Raw genomic sequence first — 25,038 nt, forward strand, 5'->3', positions numbered from 1 at the left:
CCTGAAAGTAAGAGAGCGCGGAATAATGAAAGGACGTTGGAGTAAATATCTGCTGGGTGGTCTGGTGTTAGCGGTGCTGGCGGGGTGTTCTTCGCGACCGACTGACCGGGGCCAGCAGTATAAAGATGGCCGTCTGGATAATGCGCTTGAATATGTGAATGAGCCGAATGCTACAGGCAAGCCGGTAAATGCGCTGGATTACTCTAATCAGGTCGCTGCGGTACAAATTGCCTCTTCTTCTTTATATGGTCGTAATAACACGACATTCCAGGCTGTTGAACAATGGCTGCGCTCCGGGGCTGATACCCGCAATCTTAGCCAGTACGGCATCAGCGCCTATCAGATGGAAGGTGCTGACAATTTTGGTAACGTGCAACTGACCGGCTATTACACGCCAGTTGTGCAGGCGCGCTACACCCGTCAGGGCGAATTCCAGTATCCGCTGTACCGTATGCCGCCTAAACGCGGTCGTCTGCCCGATCGTGCTTCGATTTACTCCGGTGCCCTGAGTGATAACTATGTGGTGGCCTGGACCAACTCCCTGATGGATAACTTTATGATGGAAGTACAGGGCAGCGGTTATGTCGATTACGGCGATGGTCGCCCGTTCATGTTCTTCGGTTATGCGGGCAAGAATGGTCACGCTTACCGCAGTATCGGCAAAGTGCTGATCGACCGCGGTGAAGTGGCGCGTGAGAATATGTCTATGCAGGCGATCCGCCAGTGGGCAGATACTCACAGCCCGGCAGAAGTGCGTGAATTGCTGGAACAGAATCCGTCATTCGTTTTCTTCAAGCCTGAACCTTTCGCGCCAGTTCGCGGTGCCAGCGGTGTGCCGCTGATTGCCAAAGCCTCTGTAGCTTCTGACCGTTCGCTGATCCCGGCGGGTACTACCTTGCTGGCGGAAGTGCCGGAGCTTAACGATAAAGGCAAGTTTACCGGTAAATATCATATGCGTCTGATGGTCGCACTGGATGTTGGTGGTGCGATTAAAGGACAACATTTCGATATGTATCAGGGGATTGGTCCTGACGCTGGCCACTCCGCAGGATTTTATAATCACTACGGACGCGTCTGGGTGTTAAAATCAGCGCAGAACGGCAAGCCGTTGTTCACGGCATACGCGCCATCCAACTAGATTTCAAACGACAAAGTCTTCGAACGCACTGAGGTTTATCTTTTCATGACAGCGACTTACTCCGACGCTTATCAGCAACGTTTTGGCGGAACTGCCCGGCTTTATGGTCAGCAATCGCTGGAGCTGTTCTCGCAGGCGCATATCTGTGTGATTGGTATTGGCGGAGTGGGGTCATGGGCTGCGGAAGCACTGGCCCGCACCGGTATTGGCGCGATCACGCTGATTGATATGGATGATGTGTGTGTGACCAACACCAACCGTCAAATCCATGCGTTACGTGAAAACGTCGGGCAGGCAAAAACGGAAATTATGGCGCAGCGCATTCTGGCGATTAATCCGGAGTGCAAAGTCACCTGCATTGATGATTTTATTACGCCGGATAACGTGGCGGAGATGCTCGATCAAGGGTTCAGCTATGTCATTGATGCTATCGACAGCGTCCGGCCTAAAGCCGCGCTGCTGGCCTATTGCCGTCGTTATAAAATTCCGGTGGTGACGACGGGCGGTGCGGGTGGTCAGATTGATCCGACCCAAATTGCTGTCGTGGATCTGGCGAAAACCATTCAGGATCCGCTGGCGGCAAAACTGCGTGAACGTCTGAAAAATGATTTCAACGTGGTGAAAAACAGCAAAGGTAAGCTCGGAATTGACTGTGTGTTTTCCAGCGAGCCGTTGATGTATCCGCAGGCTGATGGCTCGGTATGTGCTGCAAAGGCAAGCGCAGAAGGCCCTAAACGCATGGATTGCGCGTCTGGTTTTGGGGCTGCAACGATGGTTACCGCGACGTTTGGTTTTGTCGCGGTATCCCACGTACTGAAGAAGATGATGGCTAAGGCACAGCGTCAGGCTCAGGCAGCCTGACGAGCCAGGGCGATTACGCCTTCTGCCAGCGCATGAAGCCCGCTGGAGCGGCTGGTACTCAGTTGCTCACGCAACCCCAATACATCAAACAGCGCCAGCGGATCCCGCATTAAAATCTCGTCTGGCGTTTTGCCTTCCACGGCGGTCAGTAGCACTGCCAGCAAACCTTTAACGATCCTTCCTTCGCTGTCACCATAGAAATGCATTGTTCCATTCACCGCTTTTTCCGCGCCTAGCCATACTCGGTTTTCACAACCAGACAGCTCATTTTCCGGCGTTTTCAGCGTCGTATCCAGCGGCGGCAAAGATTTCGCCAGCAGGATTAACTGACGGTAGCGGTCTTCCCACTGACGGAATGACGCGAATTTTTCGGTCAGTGAGGATTCAGTGATCTCATGGCCGAAAGGATGTGGCGCTAACATGGTATTCCCCAAAGAATGAATTAGTCGGCTAACAGATCGAAAGCATATTTTACTGCCCTGACCAGCCGTATAACGTCCTGTTCATTATTATACGGCGCAAATGAAGCCCGTAATGTTCCGCTGATGCCCAGAGCATCCATCAATGGCTGGGCGCAATGCTGTCCGGCGCGCAAGGCAATGCCTTGTTCAGCCAGCAATGTCACAAGGTCACTGTGATGCACACCGGCGATATCGAATGCCAGAAGTGAGGCATTCTGACAGCGGAAACTGCGGAAACCCTCAATCTGCGTAAGCTGCTCTTCAGCCAGACTCGCCAGATTTTGTGTATATTTCTCTGCCGCTTGCAGATCTACGGTTTTTAACCATTTCAGCGCTGCTGACATCCCGATCACACCGGCAATGTTAGGCGTACCCGCTTCGAAGCGGTGGGGCACGGCCTGCGGTGTAAAACCGGTCATGGAAGCCTGGGTCAGCATTTTCCCGCCGCCCTGCCACGGTGCCATATTCTCGAGCAATTTAGTTTTGCCATACAGCACGCCGATGCCTGTCGGCCCGTAAAGCTTATGGCCGGAGAAGGCATAAAAGTCGATATCGAGTTGTTGAACGTCTGGCGAACAATGAACAACGCCTTGTGCGCCATCGATCAGAACGGGCGTGTCGTTAGCGTGTGCCAGTTCAACGGCACGGGCTATATCGGGTATTCCGCCGGTAACATTCGACATTTGCGTCAGTGCCAGCAAGCGGGTTTTGTTGTTCAGCAGGACGGAAAGGGCGGTGATATCAGGAATGCCGCACTCATCCACTGGCAGCGTGATCACCTGCGCCTGACATTGTTGTGCGACCATCAGCCACGGAATGAGGTTAGCGTGATGTTCCGCCTGACTGACAATAATCTCATCACCCGGTTGCAGTCGAGGGCGTAGCCAGCTTTGTGCCACCAGATTTATGGACTCCGTGGTTCCCCGCGTCCAGACGATATCTGCGGAATGCGGCGCGTTGATCCACTGCGCCACCAGCCTTCTGGCCTGCTCGTAGTCATCTGTCAGGGCTTGCGCCGCATGATACTGGCTGCGGTGCACGGTGGCTCCTTCCTGAGAGTAGAAATTTACAGTGGCCTCGATCACCGCCTGCGGCTTCAGGGCGGTGGCGGCACTGTCGAGATAACATTGCCCCTGAGACAACGCAGGAAACTGTTGACGAAAATCTGCGGGGTTAAAATCAGTCATACGAAATCAGATCCTTCGGCCTGAGTTAAAAATACAGGTTTATCTGTAACACAAGCCGCTTATTCATTTTAGGAATGGTTACCTGGAAATTCATCAGAGGTTTGTTATGCTGAATTACGAAGACTAGAAGCATTAGCCTGGAGTCTAACCAGGAATTTGAAGCATATTAATCTGCAAGGAGTCTATGATGAAGAAGATCGCCGCCGTAATTTCAGCTGCACTGCTGACGACAACACTTGCCGCCTGTTCGAGCAACTACGTGATGCACACCAACGATGGCCGCACCATTGTTGCTGAAGGCAAACCTAGCACCGACAGTGATACCGGTATGATCAGTTATACCGATGCGTATGGCAATAAGCAGCAGATCAATAAATCTGAAATCAAAGAAATGGCAGAAGGGAACTGATTCCTGACGTGAACACCTTGAGTCAGTCGCTCAGGTAACCTCACATTTTGCTTTGTGACAAAACCGGCTCCTCTTGCGAGGAAGCCGGTTTTGTCACATTATGCGCTCGTCATTCTGCTGCCTGGTGTTTCCTTTGCGTCCTTTATGCAGCAAAAAAAGCAAAAAAAAAGCACCGCAAATTGCGGTGCTAAAAAATCACTTTGGACAGACAGGGTAATGTACAGGAAGTGAAAAGTTTGTAGCATTCAAGCTACGCGTCTGGATTGCCAGACAATTGCAAACACAACATCACAACCACAAGCCAAAAGTATTTCAGCATCCTCATACCAATCTACTTTTCGTTCCGGCTCAGGAAGTGGCGCCACTATAGGTTTTTGCCTGTACATCCTCAACGGACAAATTATAATGTCTCGGATTAAAAAAACTAATACCTAAACCCACGGACAGGCGTTCCGCTAACCGGCGAATAAGAAGTATCCATTCTATGTCAAAACGTTTACCGCCTTTGAATTCTCTGCGGGTGTTTGATGCCGCAGCGCGTCACCTTAGTTTTACTAAGGCTGCCGAGGAACTGTTCGTCACGCAGGCCGCTGTTAGCCACCAGATTAAGTCACTTGAGGACTTTTTAGGGTTAAAACTGTTTCGCCGCCGCAATCGCTCTTTGTTACTGAGCGAAGAAGGGCAGAGCTATTATCTGGATATCAAAGAGATATTCTCTGCTCTGAATGAGGCCACACGTAAACTTCAGGCACGCAGTGCCAAAGGCGCGCTGACCGTCAGTTTACCGCCCAGTTTTGCGATTCAATGGCTGGTGCCAAGATTGTCTGGCTTTAACTCAGCTTATCCGGGCATCGATGTACGCATCCAGGCGGTAGACCGTGAAGAAGATAAATTGGCCGACGATGTCGACGTTGCCATATTCCATGGTCGGGGTAACTGGCCGGGGCTACGGGCAGAGCGATTGTATGCGGAGTATTTACTGCCGGTTTGTTCTCCTTCGTTGCTGATGGGGGATAATCCGCTGAAGGAACCCGCCGATTTAAGTCATCACACACTGCTGCACGATGCTTCCCGTCGGGACTGGCTGGCGTACACCAAACAGCTTGGGTTGCAGCAGGTGAATGTGCAGCAGGGGCCTATTTTCAGCCACAGTGCGATGGTGGTTCAGGCCGCCGTTCACGGGCAGGGTATTGCGCTGGTGAATAATGTCATGGCACAGACTGAGATTGAGGCCGGACGTCTGGTGTGTCCGTTCAGTGAAGTTTTAATTAGTAAAAATGCTTTTTATCTGGTTTGTCATGACAGTCAGGCAGAACTGGGTAAAATAGCCGCCTTTCGTCAGTGGATCCTCGCCCGTGCAGCCAGCGAGCAGGAAAAACTGCGCTTTCGTTTCGATCAGGCGTGAGGCCTGATTCCTGGGGATAGAAAGTCCTGAGTCTGCTGATGAGATTGATTAATCAGGTTTTTCATCAGCAAATAACGATAACAGGTAACGCATAATGACCAGTCGTTCAATGTTGATTTTCGCCGCTATCAGCGGTTTTATCTACGTCGCTTTCGGTGCTTTTGGCGCACATGTGTTGAGCCAGTCGCTCGGCGAAGCGGAAATGGCATGGATCCATACCGGGTTAACTTATCAAAGCATTCATACGCTGGTAGTGATGATTCTGGGTGTTGCGATGCAGCGCCAGCGCAATGTGTGGTTCTACTGGAGCAGCGCCTTTTTAGCGCTGGGAACCGTTTTATTCAGCGGCAGCCTTTATTGTCTGGCGCTGTCACATCTCCGTTTGTTCGTTTTTGTCACTCCGATTGGCGGTACCTTGTTCCTGGTCGGTTGGATTTTGTTGTTGATCGGCGCATTGCGCCTGAAGAAAAAGGCCGAACGCCATGAATAAACTTGCTCTCTACTGCCGTCAGGGTTTTGAAAAAGAATGCGCAGCAGAAATTACTGACAAAGCTGCGAAGATGGAAATCTTCGGTTTTGCCCGCGTGAAAGAAAACAGCGGTTATGTGCTGTTTGAATGCTATCAACCAGATGATGCTGACCGTATCGCCAAAGAACTGCCCTTCCGCGAGCTGATTTTTGCCCGTCAGTTGATCGTGGTGGGAGAGTTGCTGAAAGATTTGCCGCCGGAAGATCGTGTTTCTCCGATTGTCGGCATGGTTCAGAACGTGATTACCAACGGTGGTGAGCTTCGCGTTGAAGTGCCTGATACCAATGAAAGCAAAGAGCTGACCAAGTTCTGCCGCAAACTGACTGTGCCGCTGCGTTCCGCGATGCGCGAATGCAAAGTGCTGGGCAAGAAAGAGAATGCGCTGCGTCCGGTAGTGCATGTGTTCTTTATCGCGCCGGGTTGCTGCTATGTGGGGTATTCCTACAGCAATAACAATTCACCGTTCTATATGGGTATTCCGCGCCTCAAGTTTCCTTCCGAAGCGCCAAGCCGTTCAACGCTGAAACTGGAAGAAGCTTTCCATGTCTTTATTCCGGCTGATGAGTGGGATGAACGTCTGGCAAGTGGCATGTACGCGGTGGATTTAGGCGCGTGTCCTGGCGGCTGGACGTACCAGCTGACACAACGCAGCATGATGGTCACGGCTGTCGACAACGGTCCGATGGCACCCAGCCTGATGGAAACCGGTCAGGTGATTCATCTGCGTGAAGACGGCTTCCGTTACAAATCCACCAGCACTAAGAACTACTGGCTGGTGTGTGACATGGTCGAAAAACCGGCTAAAGTGGCTGCGCTGATGTGTGACTGGCTGGTCAACGGCTGGTGCCGTGAGGCGATCTTTAACCTGAAGTTGCCGATGAAAAAGCGTTACGAAGAAGTCTCTAATATTCTTGAACGCATCGACGAACGTCTGAAAGAAAATGGCGTGAATGCCGAGATCTTCGCGAAGCAGCTTTATCACGATCGCGAAGAAGTCACCGTGCATATCCGCCGTTTCTGGTCGGCTATTGGCGGACGCCGCGACGAGCGTGATCGCTGATACTCGTCATACTTTGAACTGCAGGGGCGTGGGCTGCGTGCGTTCGCCCGAATCACTTACTTGCCACCTGCCTGCAATTCAAATTATTCAGAGTATCCTTCCTGAGCACTTGCGTTTGAGAAGTGCTTTTTTATGGCAAACGCAGTTGCTGCAAATTGCCATCCAGCGCGACGTCGGTTTGCAGCGTTGATACACGTTTGCAGGCATACGCCAGTTCACGGTGCTCTTCGAGTTTTTTACGCCATTTTTCCGGCACGCCTTCCAGATTGTCGTAAAGCTCATCCAGCGATCCGGTCTGTGTCAGTAACGTGACCGCTGTCTTCGGGCCTATTCCCGGCACTCCCGGGATTTTACTGCTGCTGATCCCGGCCAGACCCCAGTAATCGGTGAGTTGCTGTGGCAATACGCCAAACGTTTCCTGAACAAACGGCATATCCAGCCAGCGTTTCTGGAAGTAATCGCGGATCTGAATATTGGGTGCCAGTAACTGACAGTACCCTTTATCGGTTGAAACGATGGTGACCTGATGGCCGCCGGATGACACTTTCGCGGCCAGTGTTGCCGCCAGGTCGTCCGCTTCATTACCGGCAGAATGCCAGCAGGCAATGCCTAGCCCTTCAAAACCGGCTTTCAGGCTGGGCATTTCCGCAACCAGATTATCTGGCATTGGTGAGCGCCCGGCTTTGTAGTCGGGCAGACACTGATGACGCCAACTGTCTGCCCGGTCATCTTCGTCAAATACGGCAACGGCATGTGTGGGCTGAGTATGCTGAATCAGCTGACCTATGGCGTTCTGGCAGGTAATCAGACAAGGCGAACCCTGAACCGCATGGATACGGCGGATCAGGTTCAGGGCATCAATAATCAGCAGATGTATTGCCATGTTAATCTCCATAATAAAGGCGACTCGCGTCGCCCTTAGATCTGCTTTAGAAGTGTGACTTGCCGTGTGATCGGTCGGTCAGGCACAAATCTCATAGCAAGGAATATATGCGCTGCCCGGCAATTTCATACGGTGCTGGGCGACGAAACCTTGCAGCAGGCTGTCCATTTTTTTCATTAAAGCCGGATCGCCGTGCAGCTTGAAGCGACCATGTTTTTCGATGGCGTGGATCCCAAATTCTTTCACGTTACCGGCCACAATACCGGAGAAGGCGCGGCGCAGTGCGGCGGCCAGTTCCTGCGGTGGCTGGTTAGGATAAAGATTCAGGTTCGCCATGTTTTCATGATTCGGTTCGAACGGGTGCTGCAAATCGGGCGCAATGCGAATCGACCAGTTGAAACTGTAGGCATCTCCGCTGTTACGACGGTTTTCTTTCACCAGCGGCATGGCGCGTTTCATCTGACGGGCGACTTCTGTCGGATCGTCGATGATGATGGTGTAGAACTTACAGGCTTCTTCACCCAGCGTTTCTTTAATGAAGGCATCAAGAACGTGGAAGTAATCCGCGCTTTCTTTCGGGCCGGTGAGGATCAGCGGTAAAACCTGATCGCTGTTTTCCGGATCCATCAGAATGCCCAGCAGATACAGTAATTCTTCTGCGGTACCTACACCGCCAGGGAAGATAATGATCCCGTGCGCAATGCGCACGAACGCCTCAAGCCGTTTTTCGATATCCGGCATGATGATCAGTTCGTTGACCAGTGGATTAGGCGGCTCAGCAGCAATAATCGACGGTTCTGTCATGCCGATAAAGCGGCCGGCTTTGTAGCGCTGTTGCGCGTGGCCGACGGCGGCGCCTTTCATCGGGGCTTCCATTGCGCCCGGGCCACAGCCGGTACAAATGTTCAGTTCACGCAGACCCAGCTGACTGCCGACGTTACGGGCATACTGATATTCAATTTCATTAATTGAATGTCCGCCCCAGCAAACCACCATGTTCGGATCTTCATCCAGATGCAGGGCGCGGGCATTGCGTAAGATAGAGAACACCAGATTGGTCAGATGCGCTGAGTTTTTGGTATTCAGGTGCTGAAAACGACCGGCGTTGTCAATTTGCCCGCTCACGAACAGAATATCGCGCAGTACAGCAAACAGGTTGGCCTGTAATGAGCGGATAATCCGGCCATCCACAAATGCGTCTTCCGGTGGGTTTACCAGTTCCAGTTTCACGCCACGCTCTCTGCGCAGCACATTGATATCAAAGCTTTCGTAACGGTCGAGAAGCTCTTTACTGCTGTCAGTCTGGCTGCCGCTGTTAAGCACGGCCAGTGAACAATTTCGGAAAAGACGATAGAGGTCGCTGCTCGCAGTACGTTTGAGCATGTCGACTTCCAGCTGCGACAACAAATCCATTGAGCCTAACGGGCTGATATGTGTAATCAAAGTTGCTCCTTGACACCAACGGGTGCAGTGATTCTTTCTGCTACCTGATTGCGGCGCATGATTTTTCGGATCATATTTTTTGCGCCGTACGCGATTTAACAGTAACCCCGTCATCAGGCTTTTACCAATGCTGACAGAGCGTTAGCTCAGTTCTTGAGCAACGTCTCGCATTATTGTCTGACAAGTCGCGCGGTTGCAGGTTCAAACGGGAAGTTGGATCTCCATGGATTGATGTCCAGACCACCGCGGCGTGTATAGCGCGCATAAACGGCAAGCTTTTCCGGCTGGCAGAAACGCAGCAAATCATTAAAGATGCGTTCAACGCATTGTTCGTGGAATTCATTGTGATGGCGGAAAGAAACCAGGTAACGCAGCAGCGCTTCATGGTCGATTTTCGGGCCGCGATATTGGACCTGAACGGAACCCCAGTCTGGCTGATGGGTGATCAGGCAGTTGGATTTCAGCAGATGACTGACCAGCGACTCTTCAACGATCTCAGCACCTTTAGCATTGGCCAGATAATCCGTGCTGAACTCGTAACTGTCGATCTCAATATCCTGCTCATCGATGCAAACACCGTCAAAATGCCCAACCGCTGAACCTTCAATCTCAGACAGACGGCTGACGCTCACCGTGACTTCGCCTTGCGCGCAGGCGCTTAAATCACGGGTTAATGTTTCCTTGACCGCCTGCCAGTCCGCGAAAACGGTCTGGTTGAAGCTGTTCAGATAGAGCTTGAAGCTTTTGGATTCGATCAGATTCTGGCTGTTGGCATTCAGACTGATTTCACCCACGGCAACCTGCGGCAGGCCTTTGGCATTGAGCCACGACAGTTCATACAGCGTCCAGATATCTGCGCCATGAAACGGTAAGTTGTCCGGATATAAACCCAGCGGTTCACGGTTCATGCTGCGCGGAACGGCCTGCAATAAAGACGCGTCGTATTGATCGACATAAGCCGTACTTTTACCCAGCGTCAGTTGCGCCAGGGCGGGGTTATCCTGATATGAGGACATGCTGTCACCTTACGAAATAGGTACAATAGAGAATAATCCCTAGTTTACCCCAGCCTTACCGGAAGATGAGAGAATTATGGAGTCTGAAGTTTCTGTAGCATTGCGTGAATTTACTCAACGTTATGTCGATCTCTGGCAACAGGAAACCGGCATGCCGCCCGCCAGTGAAGCCCTTTTTGGTGTGGATTCGCCGTGCGTGGTCAAAACAGATGAAGACAAGGTCTTCTGGCTAACACAGACGTTTACCCCTGATGCGACCTTGCAAAATGTAGAACGGGCGCTGGAATTACAGTTGCGTCCTGAGGCGCATGAGTTTTACACGACACAGTATGCAGGGGACATGACCGCCAGCTGGCAGGGAAATCCGCTGACGTTGTTGCAGGTCTGGAGCCAGGAAGATTTCACCCGTTTGCAGGAAAATCTGATCGGGCATCTGGTCACGCAAAAGAGGCTGAAGCTGACACCTACCCTTTTTCTGGCGACCACAGATTCCGAGCTGGATCTGGTTTCGTTATGCAATGTGACCGGTAATGTCGTGCTGGAACAGTTCGGCAGTAAAAAACGAACTATACTCTCGCCATCGTTATCAGAATTCCTTACAATGCTGACCGCTGTTTGTCCCGCCTGAGCAACATCATCTGAACGACCCATCCCGCAGAGCACAAATGGCTCACAAGCGTGTGAGAGATCTCTCACAAAGGCTGTAAGAGATCTCGCTAATTTGACTTAATTACTTCCTGGTTAAAATAATTTTCATAAATTAAATCAATTAGTTGGTTGATTTATTGGTTGTGAGACGGCTTACGCCCGCTGAGGTTGGCTTACAGCCTGCCTTGCTCCCAAGGCCGAAATCAACGATTCTAGTCAGGCACTAAGGAAGCATGAAGCAGAACATCAGGATGATGGCTGATTCATAAAAAAGGGGACGGCTCAGGAAGAGTCAGGACGGCATCGGATTATGCCAGGATGTTTCAGGACGAAACCAGGGACACCTCCAGGACGGAGAAGAGAGCTCACAAAGGAAGCTGAGCGGGTCACAGATGACCAAGGGACATCAGTCAGGATGACTTAGGACAGACCGTCAGGATGAAAGTTGGACGATGCAAAGGACAGCCGGTTAGGATAACCGCAGGAAAAGTTTTCAGGGATTGAGCAGGGAGCACTCAGGTAGCTGGATTGCTATAAAACGAACCGGGGGCACTGTGAAAACAGTGCCCCCAACTTTTATGTCTATAAAAATTACTTCTGTAAAATCTTCCTTCCAGCCCAAAGCGCCAGCCATTCCTCAGCCGATCGCCCCCAAGACATCATCCTGCCCCTGCTTTTTCGGCAACAGGAATAAAGTGGCAAAAATATCCAGCAGATAAATCGCGGCCAGCAAGGTAATTGCTGCGGTAAATGACACCTGTGCCACCAGCATTCCAATCACCAGCGGGCCAAAACCACCGACGCCACGTCCGAGATTAAATAACAGATTCTGGGCCGTCGCCCGGACACGTACCGGATAGAGATCGGAAATCAGGCCGCCGTAACCGCCAATCATGCCATTCACGAACATCCCCATCAGCGCGCCTGCGAACAACATCAGCGTCGGGTCAGACAACTGCGCGTAACACACCACCATCACGACAGCGCCAATCTGATAAATCAGGAAGATTTTCCAGCGCGGGAAACGATCCGACAACATGCCGAACAGCCAGATGCCGAAGGTCATACCGACAACCGTCACGGCGGTCCACAGGCCAGATTTGGTCAGTGAGAAGCCAAAGTTTTTCGACAGATAACTCGGCATCCAGATCATCAGCCCGTAATAACCAAAGTTCTGAACAGAGCACAGGATCAGAATGCCGATACTGGCTTTGGTCGTGACTTTATCGCGGAACAGTAACTTAATGCGGCTAAACAGTGAGCCATCATTATTGCTGGCAGTGTGTTTTACGAAGGCTTCCGGTTCGCCCATTGTGCGGCGGATAAGGAAAGAGGCCAGCGCCGGTAACAGTCCGACCAGGAACATGCCGCGCCAGCCGATAATGCCCAACAGCATCGGTGTCAGGAAGGCGGCCATTAGCACGCCGAGCTGCCAGCCCATGCCGACATAGGCCGAGGCGCGGTTACGTTTTTCCGCTGGCCACGCTTCTGCAATCAGCGCCATGCCGATACCAAATTCACCGCCCAGGCCGACACCAGCCAGAGTGCGATAGATCAGTAAATCCCAGTACCCTTGTGCGAAAGCGCATAAACCGGTGAAGAGGGAGAACATCAGAATGGTGAAGGTCAGTACCCGGATGCGGCCGAAACGATCGCTGATAGGTCCGAAAATGACGCCGCCCAGTACGGCACCAATCAGGGTCCAGGTCACCAGCGAACCACTTTGTGAGGAAGACAAACCAAATTCGCTGGTAATAGCCGGGAGCATGAAACCGAGGATCAATAAATCAAATCCGTCCATGGCGTAGCCGGTGACGGAGGCCAGCATGGCTTTTGCCGGTGTTGCGTGTGCTTTTTGAATGTGTTGTGCGGACATGTGGACAGATCTGTAAAGAAAAAAGTGGCGGTAGTTTGCCCGTATCGGGCGTTTATCGCTACCACGAAAAACTTATGGTTGGATAGATAAATTGGATAGGATGCAGAGAGTTGGGGCATCAGTCCTTCAATGTTATGCTTTGCGCCCCCCGGCGGAGGCTGCCCGGGGCCATGAACGAAGAGAGTCATTGATGAATATAGAAAACCAGGTTCGCCAGATTTTAGAAGATATCGAGCAGGTCATGCGTGATGAAAAATTGTGGCACGCCACGCCGCCGGAAGCGGAAGCCTTTGAAAGCAAAGAGCCGTTTTCAGTGGATACCCTGTCTGCTGAACAATGGCTCCAATGGGTGCTGGTTCCCCGTATGTACGCGTTGCTGGAGGCCCAGGCACCAATGCCAACCCGTTTTGCTATCACCCCCTATTTTGAAGTGGCGATGCCTGAAGCACTCCGTTTGCTGACTCAGCTGCAACGCCTCGACGATTTGCTGAACATAGAAGACTGACATGCTGGAAATTTTGTATCAGGACGAACATCTGATCGCAGTAAATAAACCTGCGGGTATGCTGGTTCACCGCAGCTGGCTGGACCGCCATGAAACGGTGTTTGTGATGCAAACATTGCGTGATCAGATTGGTCAGCATGTGTTTACGGTTCACCGGCTGGATAAGCCGACGTCGGGCGTTTTGCTGCTGGCGCTGTCCAGCGAAGTGGCGCGTTTGCTGTCGCAGCAGTTTGAAAATAACCAGATGAGCAAGGTGTATCATGCCGTGGTTCGCGGGTATGTGCCGCAAGACGGTACCCTCGATTACGCGCTGACGGAAGAGCTTGATAAAATCGCCGATAAGTTTGCCAGTCCGGATAAAGCGCCACAGCCTGCGGTCACGCATTATCGCGTGGTGGCTCAGGTCGAGATGCCCGTGGCTGTTGGTCGTTATGATACGGCCCGTTATAGCCTGGTTGAACTGAAACCAGAAACCGGTCGTAAACATCAGCTGCGCAGGCATATGTCGCATCTGCGTCACCCGATAATCGGAGACAGCGCGCACGGTGATTTAAAGCAAAACCGGGGTATGACGCAGCATTTCGGCTGTTCCGGGCTGATGCTGCACGCCAGTCATATGCAATTGCCTCATCCGGTTACGGGTGAGCCGTTGTCGATTCAGGCGCGCTGGGATCATCGCTGGCAAAATGTGGTGACACAGTTTGGCTGGCAGGGAAAAATCCCTGAGCTTGAAAGGGTTGAGTTTGCAGAAACTTGCCGTCAGGATAGTGCACAAATTTAGTCCCTTTGATTGAAATATTGGCATCACACAGGAGTGAAACCCATGGCAGAAGTCGGAATTTTTGTCGGTACGGTATACGGCAATGCGTTACTGGTGGCAGAGGAAGCGGAAACCGTGCTGAAAGGCCAGGGTCATGACGTGAAACTGTTTGAAGAAGGCACGCTTGAAGCCTGGCAATATTACCGTCATCACTTTGTGCTGATTGTGACGTCGACTACCGGTCAGGGGGATTTGCCGGACAGCATAGCGCCTTTGTATGTCGCCATCCGTGACACCGTGGGCTATCAGCCGGAGTTGCGTTACGGCATGATTGCGCTGGGTGATATCAGCTACGATCATTTCTGTGGCGGCGGCCATAAGCTGGATGATTTATTGCAGGAACAAGGCGCATCGCGCATTGGCGAAATGCTGGAAATTGACGCCATGGAAACTGCCGAACCGGAAACCGTTGCGATTCCGTGGGTGGAAAAATGGGGACAGTTGCTTAAATAACGTCACACCCTTTGCCGTTCTGCGCGCAAGAAATAAAAAGGTCAGGCAAACGCCTGACCTTTTTTGTATTCACATCTTCTGACCGGAATTTATCAGCGGCCGTTGGTGAGTTTTTCCAGATCAGATTCAATCTCAGAAATTTTATTCGCCACGACAGATTCAAGATGGCGTAAGTCATCCAGAATTTTACGTTTCAGATCCACTTCTACCTGATCACGCTGACAGATTTGATCCAGCTCATCAATCACATAGCGCAGATTTGGGCTGATCTCATGAATTTCTTTATAACCCTGACCGGCATTATCGGCAACGATGGTTTTACGCTGGCGCGGGTATTTAAACTTCACGCTTTTAGCAAAAAACTCGCCTTTATCTCTGCGGAAATAGATCTTCAGAATATCGTTATTGGCCTCCTGACGCAGGCTGTAACGATCAATATCGTCGGGATTATTAATGCCCAGGCTTTTCAGATTGTCATACATAGCGCCACCTTCGTTTAGGAGAAAATCAGAGTGTCATGATGAACTGAACGGCGGCTTTAATCATTGATTAATTGCACAGTTTGCCGTTTAGAAGATAAAAAAATAGCGGGTTATTTTTTAAAACAATACCCGCTATTTTTAAGTTTAGTCGATTGTGCGCAATAACTCATTCAGGCCGGTTTTGCCCAGAGTTTTCGCATCTACTTTCTTGACGATGACAGCGCAGTACAGGCTGTATTTACCGTCTTTAGAAGGCAGGTTGCCGGAAACCACTACGGAGCCCGCTGGTACGCGGCCGTAATGCACTTCACCAGTTTCACGGTCATAGATTTTGGTGCTCTGGCCGATGTAAACACCCATGGAAATCACCGAGCCTTCTTCCACGATCACGCCTTCAACGATTTCTGAACGCGCGCCGATGAAGCAATTGTCTTCGATGATAGTCGGGTTCGCCTGAAGTGGCTCCAGAACGCCGCCGATACCTACGCCACCGGACAGATGAACGTTTTTACCGATCTGCGCACAAGAACCGACAGTCGCCCAGGTATCAACCATGGTGCCTTCATCAACGTAAGCGCCGATGTTGACATAAGAAGGCATCAGCACGGTGTTGCGTGCAATGAATGCGCCTTTACGCACGGCAGCAGGTGGCACCACGCGGAAACCTTCACGCTGGAAACGCGCTTCATCGTAGTCAGCGAATTTCATGGGCACTTTATCGAAGTAACGGCTCTCACCGCCTTCCATCACCTGGTTGTCATTGATTCTGAACGAGAGCAGTACCGCTTTCTTCAGCCACTGATGCGTCACCCATTCGCCATCAATCTTCTCAGCAACGCGCAATTCGCCGCTGTCGATTTTGCTGATAACTTCAGTGATAGCGTCGCGCGTTACGCTGTCAACGTTAGCCGGAGTAATGTCTGCACGGCGCTCGAAGGCTTGTTCAATAACGGTTTGTAGTTGCTGCATCCTGTTCTCTTTCCTGAATTGGTTTTAAAAGATAGTGGTACTTGTATCACATTTTATCGCCAGGGTTGAGTGCCTCAGTTAACCGGCGTGTGATTTCCTGGCGAGTTTGCTTATCCAGCGCACGACGCTCGCCATTTGCCAGAATAAATAAGTCCTCTACGCGTTCGCCGATGGTCGAGATGCGCGCACCGTGCAGCGACAGGCCGAGATCAGAGAAGACTTCCCCGACGCGTGCCAGCAGGCCGGGTTGATCCAGCGACACCAGTTCCATATACGTCCGGCGGTCGGTATGCGTCGGCAGGAAACTGACTTCGGTCTGCACGCTGAAATGACGCAGTTTCGGCGAAGGACGTCGCGCACGCGGCGGCTGATAAGCCTGCGTCATCGACTGTTCCAGCGCGTAACGAATGGCTTCATGCCGGTCTTGTGCCAGCGGGCTGCCGTCCGGTTCCAGTACAATGAAAGTATCCATCGCCATGCCGTCGCGATTGGTGAAAATCTGCGCGTCATGAATGCTCAGGTTACGCCTGTCCAGCTCACCGGCGACGGTGGCAAACAGATACGGTCGGTCAGGGCTCCAGATAAATATCTCGGTCCCGCCGCGCGTTGCCTGACGGCTGACCAGCACCAGCGGTTTGGTGGAGTCATGTTCCAGCAGGTGTCTTGCGTGCCATGCCAGTTGATTGGGTGAATGGCGCAGGAAATAATCCGCCCGGCAGCGGCTCCAGATACGGTGCAGCGCTTCTTCATCAATATTATCCATACGCAGCAATGCCAGCGCCTGAAGGCGGTGATGACGCACGCGCTCGCGAAGATCCGGCGTGTTTTGCATGCCGCGGCGCAATTGCTTTTCGGTGGCAAAATACAGTTCGCGTATCAGGCTTTGTTTCCAGCTGTTCCACAGGGTTTCGTTGGTAGCACAGATATCCGCCACGGTCAGGCTGACCAGATAGCGCAGGCGAACTTCGGTCTGCATTTCTGCGGCGAACTGCTGGATTTCATTAGGATCCTGAATATCGCGGCGCTGTGCCGTCACTGACATCAGCAAGTGACAGCGAACCAGCCACGAGACCAACTGGGTTTCACGGGAATTCAGCCCGTGCAGTTCGGCAAATTCCAGCACATCCTGCGCGCCGAGAATCGAGTGATCACCACCGCGGCCTTTGGCAATATCGTGGAACAGGGCGGCCATCAGCAACAGTTCAGGCTGTGGCAGCCGCGGATACAGCTCCACACAGAGTGGATGTTTCGGCCGGGTTTCTTCGTGAGCAAAGCTTTCAAGTTTTTGCAGCACGCGAATGGTATGTTCATCGACTGTGTACGCGTGGAACAAGTCGAATTGCATCTGCCCGACGATCTGCCCCCATTGCGGCATATATGCCCACAGCACGCTGTGGCGGTGCATAGGCACCAGCGCGCGTGACACGGCGCCCGGATGGCGCAGGATCGACATAAACATTTCGCGCGCCTGCGGGATCATGCATAGCGGCTCTTTGAGATGTCGACGGGCATGGCGCAGCAGGCGGACGGTGGTGGAGTAAATCCCTTTGATTTCGCGATGGCGCACCATCAGGTGGAACATGCTGATGATAGTTTCCGGACGGCGGTCAAAGAGCGTGCTGTCCCGCAGATCAATCAGATCGCCACGCAGTTGGAAATCTTCATCGAGCGGCCGTGGTTTTTCATTCGGGCCGATGGCCAGAATCGCTTCATCGAACAACTGCAATAACATCTGATTCAGCTCGCCGACCCGGCGGGTCATGCGGTAGAAATCTTTCATCATGCGTTCGACGGGCTGATTGCCTTCGCCCTGATATTGCAGCAATTGCGCCACACTTTGCTGGCGGTCGAACAGCAGACGGTTGTCGTAGCGGGGCAGCAGCAAATGCAGGGCAAAACGGATTCGCCACAGGAAACTCTGACATTCCAGCAGTTCGTTGCGCTCAGCTTTGGTCAGAAAACCAAAGGCCACCATTTCGTCCAGCGATGTGGCGCCAAAATGACGACGGGCTACCCATAAAATGGTGTGAATGTCGCGCAGGCCGCCAGGGCTGCTTTTGATATCTGGCTCAAGGTTATAACTGGTGCCGTGATAACGCAGATGGCGTTCATTTTGTTCATCAATTTTGGCGCGGAAGAAGTTTGGCGAAGGCCAGAATCCGTCGCTGAAAATGTGTTTCTGCATACTGAGAAACAGCGCGACATCGCCGCAGATCAGGCGGGATTCGATCAGGTTGGTGGCTACGGTTAAATCAGCCAACCCTTCCAGCAGACATTCTTCCAGCGTACGCACGCTGTGTCCGACTTCCAGCTTAACGTCCCACAGCAAGGTAATCAGTTCACCGATGCGCAATGCCTGTTCATCGTTAAGCCGTTTCTGGCTGAGCACCAGAACATCGATATCCGATAAAGGATGCAATTCGCCGCGCCCGTAGCCGCCTACGGCCACCATCGCAGTTTCCGGAATATTGTCGAAGCCGTAGAAGGTCCACAAACGCTGTAACAGCTGATCGATGTAATGCGTCCGTGCGTCTACCAGTTCTTCAGCCTGTTGCCCGGCATTGAAGGCATCCGCCAGCCATGCCTGAAACTGTTCCATATGCTGTTTCAGGCTCTGACGGTTTAAATCGTCGTCCGGATAGACAGAAGGGGAGGCCGGTTGTAGCGGAAAAGTACGGGCGAGATCCTGCGTGGTTTGCAGTAGTACGCTCTTTTCAGCCGGGAAGTTTTCAATCATGGGTGCGCAGCCCTACACGTGAGAGACCAATAAACGTGAAAGATAAAAAAAACCGGCTTTCGCCGGCTTGATTCACAGATTTATACCCTCTCCGCAGAGCGGGTGACTGTTTAGTCGTGCGTCAGGATAGCCGGAATGGTGTCATCCTTACGCAGCGTCATAATTTCACAACCGTTATCTGTCACCACAATAGTATGCTCGTACTGAGCCGACAAGCTGCGATCTTTAGTTTTTACTGTCCAGCCGTCTTTCATGGTGCGGATACGGTAATCGCCTGCGTTGACCATCGGTTCAACGGTAAACGCCATACCCGCCTGAAGCACAACACCGCCGTCATCCGCATCGTAATGCAGTACCTGAGGCTCCTCGTGGAAACCCTCACCGATGCCGTGACCGCAATATTCGCGTACCACAGAGAATTTCTCGGCTTCAACGAACTTCTGGATCTCTTTACCCAACGTGCGCAGGCGGATACCTGGCTTGATCAGGCGCAGTGCGATATACAGGCTTTCCTGCGTGATACGGCAAAGACGCTCACCCAGAATCGTCGGTTTACCCGCGATGAACATTTTGGAGGTGTCACCATGGAAACCATCCTTAATGACCGTGACATCAATGTTGACGATGTCGCCATCTTTCAAAATTTTGTCTTCGCTCGGAATACCGTGGCACACCACTTCGTTAACGGAAATACAGACAGATTTCGGGAAGCCGTGGTAATCCAGGCAGGCAGAAACCGCCTGTTGCTTGTTCACGATGTGATCGGCACAAATGCGATCCAGCTCGCCGGTGCTGACGCCCGGTTTAACGAAAGGCTCAATGATTTCCAGCACTTCCGCGGCCAGACGGCCAGCAACGCGCATTTTTTCGATGTCTTCAGGGGTTTTGATTGAAATAGCCATGTGTTGTCCTGCGGGTTCTGTGCATCAGGTGTGCTTTATTTCTACACCGATGTCGTCAATAATTAGCTGTGGCTTATGGTATCAGCCCTGATATTTGCTGCCAAACTATCATTTCCCGGGAAGCAATCCGGTGAACAAAAGTTGCTGCCGGGCCGTTATTTATGGTATAAAGCGCGCCGGCAATCCGCTCTGGGTCTTACGACTCTGAGGGATTAAAGCCAAAATCACTCATTGTGTACTTATTAACGTAAGTAATAACACACACGTATCGACACATACGCCGGGGTGCCTTGGGAATTCGTTCTGCAGGGTCGGTTGTATGGGATACGTGGAGGCATAACCCCAACTACTTAATAGAGGTTTTATCATGGCAACTGTTTCCATGCGCGACATGCTCAAGGCCGGTGTTCACTTCGGTCACCAAACCCGTTACTGGAACCCGAAAATGAAGCCATTCATCTTCGGCGCTCGTAACAAGGTTCACATCATCAACCTTGAGAAAACTGTTCCAATGTTCAACGAAGCTCTGGCTGAGTTGCAGAAGATCTCCTCCCGTAAAGGTAAGATCCTGTTCGTTGGTACTAAACGCGCAGCAAGCGAAGCGGTAAAAGAAGCTGCACACAACTGCGACCAGTTCTTCGTGAACCATCGCTGGTTGGGCGGCATGCTGACTAACTGGAAAACAGTTCGTCAGTCCATCAAACGTTTGAAAGATCTGGAAATTCAGTCTCAGGACGGCACCTTCGAGAAGCTGACCAAGAAAGAGGCGCTGATGCGTACTCGTGAACTGGCTAAGCTGGAAAACAGCCTGGGTGGTATCAAGGATATGGGTGGTCTTCCTGATGCTCTGTTCGTTATCGATGCTGATCACGAACACATTGCAATCAAAGAAGCTAACAACCTGGGTATCCCGGTATTCTCCATTGTTGATACCAACTCCGATCCGGATGGCGTTGACTTTGTTATCCCAGGTAACGATGACGCAATCCGTGCAGTAAATCTGTACCTGAGCGCTGTTGCTGCCACTGTTCGTGAAGGCCGTTCGCAAGATCTGGCTGTTCAGGCAGAAGAAAGCTTCGTAGAAGCTGAATAATAAGGCAAGCTCAGCAGAGCCCTTATTAACCAGGTATTGAAATATGTTGGTTAGGGGGCCTTTATTGGCCCCCTTTGCTTATCTTAAATGCGAGAAATATCTCACCGCAAAAACCCTTTTTGCACTGAGATAATCGAGGAAAATACAATGGCTGATATTACCGCTGCCCTGGTAAAAGAACTGCGCGAACGTACTGGCGCTGGCATGATGGATTGTAAGAAAGCTCTGGTTGAAGCTAACGGCGACATCGAGCTGGCAATTGAAAACATGCGTAAATCTGGCGCGATCAAAGCGGCGAAAAAAGCAGGCAACGTAGCTGCTGACGGCGTGATCAAAACCAAAATCGAAGGTAACTTCGGCGTGATTCTGGAAGTTAACTGCCAGACTGACTTCGTGGCTAAAGATGCTGGTTTCCAGGCTTTCGCTGACAAAGTACTGGACGCTGCTGTTGCAGGCAAAGTGACTGACGTTGAAGTCCTGAAAGCTCAGTTCGAAGAAGAACGTATTCAGCTGGTTGCTAAAATCGGTGAGAACATCAACATTCGCCGCGTTCAAATCCTTGAAGGCGACGTGTTGGGCAGCTACCTGCACGGCGCTCGTATCGGCGTTCTGATTGCTGCTAAAGGCGCTGATGAAGAACTGGTTAAGCAAATTGCTATGCACGTTGCAGCAAGCAAACCAGAATTCGTTAAGCCTGAAGATGTGTCTGCCGAAGTGGTAGAAAAAGAGTACCAGGTTCAGCTGGACATCGCGATGCAGTCTGGCAAGCCAAAAGAGATTGCAGAGAAAATGGTTGAAGGCCGCATGAAGAAATTCACCGGCGAAGTTTCTCTGACTGGTCAGCCTTTCGTTATCGACCCAAGCAAAACTGTGGGTCAGGTTCTGAAAGAACATAGCGCTGACGTGACTAACTTCATCCGCTTCGAAGTGGGCGAAGGTATCGAGAAAGTTGAGACTGACTTTGCTGCTGAAGTTGCAGCAATGACTAAACAGTCTTAATCAGTATCTGATACACCCTAAAATGGAACCGCTGCGAAAGGGCGGTTCCGTTTTATCCAGCCCCAAATTCCTATTACATTGTGCGTGAATGTCATTCAGACAGCGCTATGATGTAAAGACTGACTATCCATTAAGACACATTGCTTCTAGGACAGACACCATGGCTACCAATGCGAAACCCGTTTATCAACGTATCCTGCTCAAACTCAGTGGCGAAGCCCTGCAGGGTAGTGAAGGTTTTGGTATCGACGCGAGTGTATTAGATCGCATGGCTCAGGAAGTAAAAGAGCTGGTCGAACTCGGCATTCAGGTAGGTGTTGTGATCGGCGGCGGTAACTTGTTCCGTGGCGCGGGTCTGGCACAGGCGGGCATGAATCGTGTTGTAGGCGACCATATGGGTATGCTGGCGACTGTCATGAATGGCCTGGCAATGCGTGATGCATTACACCGCGCCTATGTTAACGCACGCCTGATGTCTGCAATCCCTTTGAACGGTGTTTGTGATAATTACAGCTGGGCAGAAGCCATCAGCTTGCTGCGTCATAACCGTGTGGTGATTTTCTCCGCCGGTACCGGCAATCCTTTCTTTACCACTGACTCAGCAGCGTGTCTGCGCGGGATCGAAATCGAAGCTGATGTGGTATTAAAAGCGACCAAAGTTGACGGCGTATATTCTGCCGACCCGGTGAAAAATCCGGAAGCGACACTCTACGAAACACTGACCTATCAGGAAGTGTTGGAACAGGAATTGAAAGTGATGGATCTGGCGGCCTTCACGCTGGCCCGCGATCACAATCTGCCAATTCGCGTTTTCAACATGAATAAGCCTGGTGCACTGCGTCGCGTGGTGATGGGTGAAAATGAAGGAACGCTGATTTCTAAAGCGGAGTGATCCTTCACAATTGAACATTACGTTCAGCCAGCCTCTGCTGGCATGAGTATTCACGGACTATACTGATGTTATGGTCTGCCAGGTAATCAGCTTTCAAAGGTTCACAACGTGATTAACGAAATCAAAAAAGACGCTGAAATTCGCATGGAAAAATGCGTTGAATCATTCAAAACGCATATCAGCAAAATCCGTACCGGCCGTGCATCTCCGGGCATCCTGGATGGCATCATGGTGGAATACTACGGTTCAGCAACGCCTCTGCGTCAGCTGGCACAGGTGACGGTGGAAGATTCCCGTACTCTGGCAATCTCTGTTTTTGACCGCTCTATCAGCGCTGCTGTTGAAAAAGCGATCATGACCTCTGATTTGGGTCTGAACCCGTCTTCTGCAGGCGCGACAATTCGTGTTCCATTGCCAGCGCTGACCGAAGAACGTCGTAAAGACTTGATCAAAGTGGTGCGTGGCGAAGCAGAGCAGGGCCGTGTCTCTGTCCGTAACGTCCGCCGCGATGCGAACGATAAAACCAAAGCACTGTTGAAAGATAAAGAAATCAGCGAAGACGAAGATCGCCGTTCCCAGGACGATATTCAGAAACTGACTGATATTTTCATCAAGAAAATCGACGTTGCTCTGAGCGAGAAAGAAGCCGAGTTAATGGAGTTCTAATCCGGCTTGAATTTCTTCCAAAGCGCCGCAATTGCGGCGCTTTGTCTTTTATCGGGCTTTAAATTTTTTACCTGTTCGAACAATCTCATGGACAAGCCAGATAAGAGGTTTCAGACTGTGCACTTTCCGAATTTACGAGCGCTATCCCGGGCATTTTCATGAAACAAATGACTATTCTTGGTTCGACAGGGTCTGTCGGCACCAGCACGCTTTCCGTTGTCCGGTCTAACCCTGACGATTTCTCCGTTAAAGCACTGGTTGCAGGGCGCAATGTTGACGTTATGGCGCAGCAGTGTCTTGAGTTTCACCCTGCCTATGCTTCGATGGCGGATGAATCTTCTGCCCGTGCGCTGAGAGCCATTCTGGCTGAACAGGGAAGCCGTACCGAGGTGCTTTCCGGACCCGATGCGGCGACTGAACTGGCCGCTCTTGATGATGTGGATCAGGTGATGTCGGCTATCGTGGGGGCTGCGGGCTTGTTACCGACACTCGCTGCTGTCCGCGCCGGTAAACAGGTGCTTCTGGCTAACAAAGAATCGCTGGTGACCTGCGGGCGCATTTTTATGGACGCTGTCCGCCATAGTCAGTCTCAGCTATTGCCTATCGACAGTGAACATAACGCTATTTTCCAGAGTTTGCCTGAATCCATTCAAAAACAGCTGGGATATGCTTCCCTCGAAAGCCACGGGATCTCCCGCATTATTTTAACCGGATCCGGTGGCCCGTTCCGCGAACTGCCGTTGGATAAATTTCGCGATGTCACTCCTGATCAGGCTTGCGCGCATCCCAACTGGTCGATGGGGCGTAAAATTTCCGTCGACTCGGCAACCATGATGAATAAAGGGCTGGAGTATATTGAAGCCCGCTGGTTGTTTAATGCCTCTGCTGCTGAGATGGAAGTGATTATCCATCCGCAATCCGTGATCCATTCCATGGTGCGTTATTGCGATGGCAGCGTGCTGGCTCAACTTGGCTCGCCGGATATGCGTACCCCAATTGCGCATGCCATGGCATATCCGCACAGAGTCAGAACTGACGTCGAAGCGTTGGATTTTTGTAAAATGGGTGCGATGACTTTCAGTGCACCGGATTACGCACGTTATCCTTGTTTGCAATTGGCTATCGAAGCCAGCAACACCGGGCAGGCAGCGACGACGGCACTGAATGCCGCGAATGAAATTTCGGTGGCCGCGTTCCTCAATGGTGAGATTCGTTTTACTGACATTGCTGGCCTGAATCGTCAGGTGATGGAGCAGTTAGTGAGCGCTGAACCTGATTCTGTTGAGGAAGTGTTGGAGATCGACGCGCAGGCGAGAGCCAGTGCACGTGAGAAACTTCATACATTTGCGCTATAAGGCTGTTTTTGTACTTATGCAGCAGTTTGTTAGCATCACATTGAAATGGTATAGTCTGCGCCACACTGACAGTAGATTTGGCTTTTCAGGGCCTGAGTGTTAAAGGTGGAATCGGTGATCTGTCAGTGTAAGCCGTGCCTGCAAGGGGGACACGGCTTTTTTGCGCGTGTAGTCGCACCAGCGACAGAAAGGTGTGCCGCCAGCTAACTGTTGTGGCGTCGTCAGCCAGAAGAATGTTATGCCAGCCAG

The 25,038-nt window shown here is 51.5% G+C and carries 25 protein-coding genes; 15 read left to right on the forward strand and 10 right to left on the reverse strand.

Translation table 11 applies throughout. The features are described from left to right. The first annotated feature begins 25 nt into the window (after positions 1-25). Complete coding sequence (gene mltA, locus LC431_RS23765) at positions 26-1,138, forward strand: murein transglycosylase A (protein WP_013574173.1); 1,113 nt, start codon at positions 26-28, stop codon at positions 1,136-1,138. A gap of 45 nt (positions 1,139-1,183) precedes the next feature. Further along, on the forward strand, positions 1,184-1,999 hold the full coding sequence (tcdA, locus tag LC431_RS23770) for a tRNA cyclic N6-threonylcarbamoyladenosine(37) synthase TcdA (RefSeq protein WP_013574174.1): 816 nt from the start codon (positions 1,184-1,186) through the stop codon (positions 1,997-1,999). Here tcdA and csdE read toward each other — a convergent pair. Continuing rightward, on the reverse strand, positions 1,987-2,421 hold the full coding sequence (csdE, locus tag LC431_RS23775; RefSeq protein ID WP_037035153.1) for a cysteine desulfurase sulfur acceptor subunit CsdE: 435 nt from the start codon (positions 2,419-2,421) through the stop codon (positions 1,987-1,989). The genes tcdA and csdE overlap by 13 nt on opposite strands. A 20-nt stretch (positions 2,422-2,441) precedes the next feature. Beyond that, positions 2,442-3,647 (reverse strand): cysteine desulfurase CsdA, encoded by a 1,206-nt coding sequence (csdA, locus tag LC431_RS23780; RefSeq protein ID WP_223510391.1) that lies wholly within the window; start codon positions 3,645-3,647, stop codon positions 2,442-2,444. Between the two features lie 187 nt (positions 3,648-3,834). On the opposite strand from csdA, the gene LC431_RS23785 reads away from it, so the two are divergent. The 4 genes from LC431_RS23785 (at position 3,835) to rlmM (ending at position 7,050) form a co-directional block, all read left to right on the forward strand. Next, positions 3,835-4,056, forward strand: coding sequence for a YgdI/YgdR family lipoprotein (locus LC431_RS23785; protein WP_013574177.1), 222 nt, complete (start codon positions 3,835-3,837; stop codon positions 4,054-4,056). 484 nt (positions 4,057-4,540) lie between these two features. Then, positions 4,541-5,461, forward strand: coding sequence for a transcriptional regulator GcvA (locus LC431_RS23790; RefSeq protein WP_013574178.1), 921 nt, complete (start codon positions 4,541-4,543; stop codon positions 5,459-5,461). 94 nt (positions 5,462-5,555) lie between these two features. Next, positions 5,556-5,951, forward strand: coding sequence for a DUF423 domain-containing protein (locus LC431_RS23795; protein ID WP_013574179.1), 396 nt, complete (start codon positions 5,556-5,558; stop codon positions 5,949-5,951). Then, a complete protein-coding gene (gene rlmM / locus LC431_RS23800; protein ID WP_013574180.1) occupies positions 5,944-7,050 on the forward strand; it encodes a 23S rRNA (cytidine(2498)-2'-O)-methyltransferase RlmM in 1,107 nt (368 codons plus the stop codon). Before LC431_RS23795 ends, rlmM begins: the two co-directional genes overlap by 8 nt. 130 nt (positions 7,051-7,180) lie before the next feature. Here rlmM and xni read toward each other — a convergent pair whose 3' ends face one another. The 3 genes from xni to queF form a co-directional block, all read right to left on the reverse strand. Then, positions 7,181-7,933, reverse strand: a complete 753-nt coding sequence (xni, locus tag LC431_RS23805; RefSeq protein WP_013574181.1) for a flap endonuclease Xni — start codon at positions 7,931-7,933, stop codon at positions 7,181-7,183. Positions 7,934-8,011: 78 nt separating this feature from the next. Further along, entirely contained in the window at positions 8,012-9,376 is a 1,365-nt protein-coding gene (gene ppnN, locus LC431_RS23810; protein ID WP_013574182.1) for a nucleotide 5'-monophosphate nucleosidase PpnN, read from the reverse strand. Positions 9,377-9,546: 170 nt separating this feature from the next. Continuing rightward, positions 9,547-10,392: an NADPH-dependent 7-cyano-7-deazaguanine reductase QueF gene (gene queF, locus LC431_RS23815; RefSeq protein ID WP_112152495.1), complete on the reverse strand. Its 846-nt coding sequence runs from the start codon at positions 10,390-10,392 to the stop codon at positions 9,547-9,549. A gap of 76 nt (positions 10,393-10,468) precedes the next feature. Between queF and syd the strand changes: the two genes are divergently transcribed. Then, entirely contained in the window at positions 10,469-11,020 is a 552-nt protein-coding gene (gene syd, locus LC431_RS23820) for a SecY-interacting protein (RefSeq protein ID WP_013574184.1), read from the forward strand. A gap of 657 nt (positions 11,021-11,677) precedes the next feature. Here syd and LC431_RS23825 read toward each other — a convergent pair. After that, positions 11,678-12,916 (reverse strand): MFS transporter, encoded by a 1,239-nt coding sequence (locus LC431_RS23825; RefSeq protein ID WP_013574185.1) that lies wholly within the window; start codon positions 12,914-12,916, stop codon positions 11,678-11,680. A gap of 190 nt (positions 12,917-13,106) precedes the next feature. Here LC431_RS23825 and LC431_RS23830 point away from each other — a divergent pair, with 190 nt between their 5' ends. Genes LC431_RS23830 through LC431_RS23840 form a run of 3 tightly spaced genes read left to right on the forward strand, consistent with a single transcriptional unit; the run spans position 13,107 to position 14,694 of the window. After that, positions 13,107-13,421 carry a YqcC family protein gene (locus tag LC431_RS23830; RefSeq protein WP_013574186.1) on the forward strand — a complete coding sequence of 105 codons (315 nt, stop codon included), beginning with the start codon at positions 13,107-13,109 and terminating at the stop codon, positions 13,419-13,421. A gap of 1 nt (position 13,422) precedes the next feature. Beyond that, entirely contained in the window at positions 13,423-14,202 is a 780-nt protein-coding gene (gene truC, locus LC431_RS23835; protein ID WP_166861385.1) for a tRNA pseudouridine(65) synthase TruC, read from the forward strand. Positions 14,203-14,244: 42 nt separating this feature from the next. Further along, a complete protein-coding gene (locus LC431_RS23840; RefSeq protein WP_013574188.1) occupies positions 14,245-14,694 on the forward strand; it encodes a flavodoxin in 450 nt (149 codons plus the stop codon). A 92-nt stretch (positions 14,695-14,786) separates the two neighbouring features. Here LC431_RS23840 and LC431_RS23845 read toward each other — a convergent pair whose 3' ends face one another. The 4 genes from LC431_RS23845 to map form a co-directional block, all read right to left on the reverse strand. Further along, positions 14,787-15,176: a DUF3461 family protein gene (locus LC431_RS23845; protein ID WP_013574189.1), complete on the reverse strand. Its 390-nt coding sequence runs from the start codon at positions 15,174-15,176 to the stop codon at positions 14,787-14,789. A 144-nt stretch (positions 15,177-15,320) separates the two neighbouring features. Then, on the reverse strand, positions 15,321-16,145 hold the full coding sequence (dapD, locus tag LC431_RS23850; RefSeq protein WP_013574190.1) for a 2,3,4,5-tetrahydropyridine-2,6-dicarboxylate N-succinyltransferase: 825 nt from the start codon (positions 16,143-16,145) through the stop codon (positions 15,321-15,323). A 46-nt stretch (positions 16,146-16,191) separates the two neighbouring features. Then, complete coding sequence (gene glnD, locus LC431_RS23855; protein ID WP_013574191.1) at positions 16,192-18,882, reverse strand: bifunctional uridylyltransferase/uridylyl-removing protein GlnD; 2,691 nt, start codon at positions 18,880-18,882, stop codon at positions 16,192-16,194. Positions 18,883-18,992: 110 nt separating this feature from the next. Then, positions 18,993-19,784 carry a type I methionyl aminopeptidase gene (gene map / locus LC431_RS23860; protein WP_013574192.1) on the reverse strand — a complete coding sequence of 264 codons (792 nt, stop codon included), beginning with the start codon at positions 19,782-19,784 and terminating at the stop codon, positions 18,993-18,995. A gap of 367 nt (positions 19,785-20,151) precedes the next feature. On the opposite strand from map, the gene rpsB reads away from it, so the two are divergent. From rpsB to ispC, 5 genes are all read left to right on the forward strand, one after another. After that, positions 20,152-20,877 (forward strand): 30S ribosomal protein S2, encoded by a 726-nt coding sequence (rpsB, locus tag LC431_RS23865; protein WP_013574193.1) that lies wholly within the window; start codon positions 20,152-20,154, stop codon positions 20,875-20,877. Between the two features lie 147 nt (positions 20,878-21,024). Next, positions 21,025-21,876, forward strand: a complete 852-nt coding sequence (tsf, locus tag LC431_RS23870) for a translation elongation factor Ts (RefSeq protein ID WP_013574194.1) — start codon at positions 21,025-21,027, stop codon at positions 21,874-21,876. 160 nt (positions 21,877-22,036) lie between these two features. Then, the gene (gene pyrH, locus LC431_RS23875; RefSeq protein WP_013574195.1) at positions 22,037-22,768 is read left to right on the forward strand and encodes a UMP kinase; all 732 of its coding nucleotides are present in this window, start codon (positions 22,037-22,039) and stop codon (positions 22,766-22,768) included. Positions 22,769-22,876: 108 nt separating this feature from the next. Continuing rightward, a complete protein-coding gene (gene frr, locus LC431_RS23880) occupies positions 22,877-23,434 on the forward strand; it encodes a ribosome recycling factor (protein ID WP_013574196.1) in 558 nt (185 codons plus the stop codon). A 158-nt stretch (positions 23,435-23,592) separates the two neighbouring features. After that, the gene (gene ispC, locus LC431_RS23885) at positions 23,593-24,789 is read left to right on the forward strand and encodes a 1-deoxy-D-xylulose-5-phosphate reductoisomerase (protein WP_112152492.1); all 1,197 of its coding nucleotides are present in this window, start codon (positions 23,593-23,595) and stop codon (positions 24,787-24,789) included. The last annotated feature ends 249 nt before the right edge of the window (positions 24,790-25,038 follow it).

The organism is Rahnella sp. GSA61A (assembly GCF_019969905.1).
Classification (GTDB): Bacteria; Pseudomonadota; Gammaproteobacteria; order Enterobacterales; family Enterobacteriaceae; genus Rahnella; species Rahnella aceris.

What these genes read in the sequence shown, in the direction of transcription:
- mltA (WP_013574173.1), top strand. Translation starts at nt 26, where the DNA reads ATGAAAGGACGTTGGAGTAAATATCTGCTGGGTGGTCTGGTGTTAGCG.
- tcdA (WP_013574174.1), top strand. Translation starts at nt 1,184, where the DNA reads ATGACAGCGACTTACTCCGACGCTTATCAGCAACGTTTTGGCGGAACT.
- csdE (WP_037035153.1), bottom strand. Translation starts at nt 2,421, where the DNA reads ATGTTAGCGCCACATCCTTTCGGCCATGAGATCACTGAATCCTCACTG.
- csdA (WP_223510391.1), bottom strand. Translation starts at nt 3,647, where the DNA reads ATGACTGATTTTAACCCCGCAGATTTTCGTCAACAGTTTCCTGCGTTG.
- LC431_RS23785 (WP_013574177.1), top strand. Translation starts at nt 3,835, where the DNA reads ATGAAGAAGATCGCCGCCGTAATTTCAGCTGCACTGCTGACGACAACA.
- LC431_RS23790 (WP_013574178.1), top strand. Translation starts at nt 4,541, where the DNA reads ATGTCAAAACGTTTACCGCCTTTGAATTCTCTGCGGGTGTTTGATGCC.
- LC431_RS23795 (WP_013574179.1), top strand. Translation starts at nt 5,556, where the DNA reads ATGACCAGTCGTTCAATGTTGATTTTCGCCGCTATCAGCGGTTTTATC.
- rlmM (WP_013574180.1), top strand. Translation starts at nt 5,944, where the DNA reads ATGAATAAACTTGCTCTCTACTGCCGTCAGGGTTTTGAAAAAGAATGC.
- xni (WP_013574181.1), bottom strand. Translation starts at nt 7,933, where the DNA reads ATGGCAATACATCTGCTGATTATTGATGCCCTGAACCTGATCCGCCGT.
- queF (WP_112152495.1), bottom strand. Translation starts at nt 10,392, where the DNA reads ATGTCCTCATATCAGGATAACCCCGCCCTGGCGCAACTGACGCTGGGT.
- syd (WP_013574184.1), top strand. Translation starts at nt 10,469, where the DNA reads ATGGAGTCTGAAGTTTCTGTAGCATTGCGTGAATTTACTCAACGTTAT.
- LC431_RS23825 (WP_013574185.1), bottom strand. Translation starts at nt 12,916, where the DNA reads ATGTCCGCACAACACATTCAAAAAGCACACGCAACACCGGCAAAAGCC.
- LC431_RS23830 (WP_013574186.1), top strand. Translation starts at nt 13,107, where the DNA reads ATGAATATAGAAAACCAGGTTCGCCAGATTTTAGAAGATATCGAGCAG.
- truC (WP_166861385.1), top strand. Translation starts at nt 13,423, where the DNA reads ATGCTGGAAATTTTGTATCAGGACGAACATCTGATCGCAGTAAATAAA.
- LC431_RS23840 (WP_013574188.1), top strand. Translation starts at nt 14,245, where the DNA reads ATGGCAGAAGTCGGAATTTTTGTCGGTACGGTATACGGCAATGCGTTA.
- LC431_RS23845 (WP_013574189.1), bottom strand. Translation starts at nt 15,176, where the DNA reads ATGTATGACAATCTGAAAAGCCTGGGCATTAATAATCCCGACGATATT.
- dapD (WP_013574190.1), bottom strand. Translation starts at nt 16,145, where the DNA reads ATGCAGCAACTACAAACCGTTATTGAACAAGCCTTCGAGCGCCGTGCA.
- glnD (WP_013574191.1), bottom strand. Translation starts at nt 18,882, where the DNA reads ATGATTGAAAACTTCCCGGCTGAAAAGAGCGTACTACTGCAAACCACG.
- map (WP_013574192.1), bottom strand. Translation starts at nt 19,784, where the DNA reads ATGGCTATTTCAATCAAAACCCCTGAAGACATCGAAAAAATGCGCGTT.
- rpsB (WP_013574193.1), top strand. Translation starts at nt 20,152, where the DNA reads ATGGCAACTGTTTCCATGCGCGACATGCTCAAGGCCGGTGTTCACTTC.
- tsf (WP_013574194.1), top strand. Translation starts at nt 21,025, where the DNA reads ATGGCTGATATTACCGCTGCCCTGGTAAAAGAACTGCGCGAACGTACT.
- pyrH (WP_013574195.1), top strand. Translation starts at nt 22,037, where the DNA reads ATGGCTACCAATGCGAAACCCGTTTATCAACGTATCCTGCTCAAACTC.
- ispC (WP_112152492.1), top strand. Translation starts at nt 23,593, where the DNA reads ATGAAACAAATGACTATTCTTGGTTCGACAGGGTCTGTCGGCACCAGC.